The organism is Nostoc sp. 2RC, from assembly GCF_014222165.1.
In the GTDB taxonomy this organism is placed as follows: domain Bacteria; phylum Cyanobacteriota; class Cyanobacteriia; order Cyanobacteriales; family Nostocaceae; genus Nostoc; species Nostoc linckia.
Genome location: NZ_JACKZU010000558.1, coordinates 1 through 3,458, shown reverse-complemented (window position 1 = coordinate 3,458; position 3,458 = coordinate 1). Strand labels below are relative to the sequence as shown.

General features: G+C 39.0%; 3 protein-coding genes. 1 reads left to right on the top strand and 2 read right to left on the bottom strand.

Translation table 11 applies throughout. The features are described 5' to 3' along the window. Positions 1-71 precede the first annotated feature (71 nt). Positions 72-332: a MoaD/ThiS family protein gene (locus GNE10_RS33055; protein ID WP_185570282.1), complete on the bottom strand. Its 261-nt coding sequence runs from the start codon at positions 330-332 to the stop codon at positions 72-74. A gap of 143 nt (positions 333-475) precedes the next feature. Between GNE10_RS33055 and GNE10_RS33050 the strand changes: the two genes are divergently transcribed. Further along, positions 476-2,839 carry a bifunctional serine/threonine-protein kinase/ABC transporter substrate-binding protein gene (locus GNE10_RS33050; protein WP_185570281.1) on the top strand — a complete coding sequence of 788 codons (2,364 nt, stop codon included), beginning with the start codon at positions 476-478 and terminating at the stop codon, positions 2,837-2,839. A gap of 65 nt (positions 2,840-2,904) precedes the next feature. Here GNE10_RS33050 and ebsA read toward each other — a convergent pair whose 3' ends face one another. Beyond that, a complete protein-coding gene (gene ebsA / locus GNE10_RS33045; RefSeq protein ID WP_185570279.1) occupies positions 2,905-3,279 on the bottom strand; it encodes a type IV pilus biogenesis protein EbsA in 375 nt (124 codons plus the stop codon). Between the last annotated feature and the right edge of the window lie 179 nt (positions 3,280-3,458).

The window sequence follows — 3,458 nt, the reverse complement described above, 5'->3', positions numbered from 1 at the left end:
CCCCCCCCCCCCCCCCCCCCCCCCCCCCCCCCCCCCCCTTTCCCCCCCATCCCCCCACCCCCCCACCCCCCTCACCCGCCGCTAACTGGGGGAATTAACACCACTTCATCGCCATCTTGTAGGGGCGTATCTGGTTCGACAAATATGAGATTAATCCCAAAGCGGGTAACTTCACGCCATTGGGAGAGTTCGGGGTGTTCCGCTATGAGGCGATCGCATACTGCATTAACCGGAGTACCATTAGGAAATTCCAGTATCAGTTCTGAAACTTGAAAAGCTTCTTGATAAGCGGCGAACAATTTGACGGTAACGGTGATTGCAGATTTAGACATAAAACATGCTTTGGCAGGGCCGGCGAGTATTTTAACGCTTGACAAGCACCCTGAATTTTTGAAATTTATTATACATTACTAAGCAGGTGGGCACAAATCAACATCCGATAACACTGCCACACTCCAGTAATCCCCCTAGCTCTATGAGTTATTGCCTCAATCCCCAGTGTCCAAATCCTGCTGATTTAATGAATACTAACAGTAACATTTTTTGTCGCAATTGTGGGGCAAATTTATTACTACAAAACAAGTATCGAGTAATTAGGTTATTGGGGAGTGGTGGCTTTTCTCGGACTTTTGAAGTAGAAGATAATGGCACAAAAAAAGTCCTGAAGGTTTTGAATTTATCTGTATTTAGCGATTCGGAAAAAAAATCTAAGATAGTTAATTTGTTTAAGCGAGAAGCTGAGGTATTAATTCGCCTCCATAATTCTGGAATTCCTCAAGTTGAGGCGGATGGATATTTTGAATTGAACTTTCCCAATTGTCCAGAGCCATTATATTGCTTAGTAATGGAAAAAATTGAGGGTTTAAATTTACAACAATGGTTAAAAAATCGCGATAATCAACCCATCACACCAGAATTAGCCATCGCTTATTTAAAACAAATACTAGAAATTTTAGAGCAAGTCCACGCTCAAGGGTATTTTCATCGCGATATTAAACCAGCCAACATCATGGTTAAACCAGATGGACAACTTGTGTTAATTGATTTTGGAGCAGTACGGGATTTAGCACAAACTTATGTCCAGCAAGAAAATGAAAATACCATAATTGGTACAGTGGGTTATTCATCACCAGAACAAATGAAAGGCACAGTGGTAAAGCAATCAGATTTTTTTGCTTTAGGACGAACTTTTGTACATTTACTCACTGGAAAACCGCCATTAAATTTGCCAGAAGATGAGAAAACAGGAAAGTTAATTTGGCGCAACCAAGTTCCTTTGCACTCAAATTCTTGGAGAAGCTGGTTAAATAAAATGAAATGGCGATCGCTTTTCGATTTGCTCGATGAAATGATGGAGCCATACTGGAAAAATCGTCCAGAAAATACTCAAGTAATTTTCCGACGCCTGAATCATTCAATTACCTTGCCACGTATTTCTCCTTGGGTAGCTGGTACGGCTATTTTCTTGGGAATTGGATTACCTGGCAGTTATTGGTATTTTAATGGTGTCAATGGATGTGACAAAATTTGGCTGAGGAGATTTCCTTTAGATGATAGTATTAGTTGTGGTGAAGAAATTCTGTTACCAAATATCAATATGAGAGTAACAGAAAAAGAACGAGGAGTAAAGGCGATCGCTGCTGGTAAATACCAAGATGCTATTATTTGGTTACAGAAGGCATGGCAAAAAGAACGCGACCCCGAAACTTTGATTTATCTGAATAACAGCCGCTTAGAAGTTGAGAAAATCAAAGCTTATACCATCGCTGTTGTTGCTCCTTTGAGTATTAATAATGATAATATCTACTCTAGCCAAGAAATATTGCGTGGTGTTGCTCAAGCGCAAAACGAATTTAATCAAAATTACAAAAGCAAAAATCTTGGTCTAAAAGTTTTGATTGCCAGCGATAATAATCAAATTCAAGATGCTAGAAAAATCGCCGAAAAATTGGGACAACATCGGGATATTTTAGCAGTTATTGGCCATTTTAGAAGCGACACAACTTTAGAAGCAATTAAAGTTTATCAACAACAACATCTATTATTAATTTCTGCTACAGCCACCTCAGAATCTTTATCTACATCCTGTCAATCAAATTATCCTAATTGTTTTTTTCGTGTAGTTCCAAGCAATCGCGTGATTGCTGAAACTTTAGCTAACTACCTAAAAAATCAAAATAAACTCAAAGCAGCAATCTTTTTTAATCCCAATAGTGCTTATAGTCAATCTTTGCAAGCACAAATGAAAGGTAGACTTTCGGAATCAGGTGGTAAAGTAGTAGCAGAAATACCTTTGTATGACAATATAGATGCTAATCTCAATCGAGTAAAAGAACAAAAAGCAAATGTAATTATTTTATTTACAACTACCGATGGTTTAACTTCTGATTCCGCAGTTCGGGTAATTGAATACGCTATAAAAAATAAATATTTAGTAGTCGGTGGTGATAGTTTAGATAATAATAAACTACTCAAAGCATTGGTCGGCAATCAAGGAGATGCAGTAGTGGCTATACCTTGGCATTCTAGAAATAAATTAAATCGAGATTTCCCTGAAAAAGTGGAGAAAATGTGGCAAAAACCAGGGAATTGGCGCACTGCGTTATCTTACGACGCAACTCGTGTGTTGCTAGCAGCTTTAGAAAAAATACCATCACCCAGTCGTGAAAATATCGAGCAAGTAATAGCTGAAACTAACTTTCAAGCAACTGGCGCTACAGGCTTAATTTCTTTTAAACCAAATGGCGATCGCCAACAAGATAACATTTATCTAGTGAAAGTTGTACAGAATCCCAATACAGGACAAATTGAATTTTTACCTTTGGATAAATCAAAGTAATTACCAGGAATTAGTTAAGATTCCCGATTTTTTGTAAAAACCGAGAATCCGCTTTTTTACAACCGTCACTCATCTATGCGTAGCAGCTTGCGATAAAATCCCTGGGAAAAATCAGTGGCACGATAACGTTTATAGTTTTCCATAAGTTCAATTAAATAATTAATAAACTCGAAACTCGCCATCATCAGTTCATAACTCAATTCAGCATTGCCATCAAACTGCACTCGGCAACGTGTTAAATCTGAAGGTAGGGTAGCAACATTCCAGGAAGCAACAAAAGGGACATTTTCACTAGCTTCTATCTTTCGGTGTCCTTCCAAAACTCCTTTTTGATAAAGACTAATGGCAAAAGGTAAAAAATTCCTCTTAGCACCCTGGATGTAAGGTAAGTAAACACTGGCTTGTTGTTGAGTAGCTGGTTGGAGTTGGTCGATAGACATTATTCAATATTCCTCAAGTTAATTAGCAACTGGCGATAGGCTCTTAAGTAGTATTCCCAAAAAATGTGTATCAGGCACATACTGAGGTATGGTGCATTGGGCATGGGGCAAACAGGGTATGGGGAAAGGGAAAGGGGTAAGGGGAAAAGGGGAGATGGAAAGATGGGGGAGTGTGGGGA

Bases quoted from the DNA above. Each gene is read 5' to 3' on its own strand.
- GNE10_RS33055 (WP_185570282.1), bottom strand. From the start codon at position 332: ATGTCTAAATCTGCAATCACCGTTACCGTCAAATTGTTCGCCGCTTAT.
- GNE10_RS33050 (WP_185570281.1), top strand. From the start codon at position 476: ATGAGTTATTGCCTCAATCCCCAGTGTCCAAATCCTGCTGATTTAATG.
- ebsA (WP_185570279.1), bottom strand. From the start codon at position 3,279: ATGTCTATCGACCAACTCCAACCAGCTACTCAACAACAAGCCAGTGTT.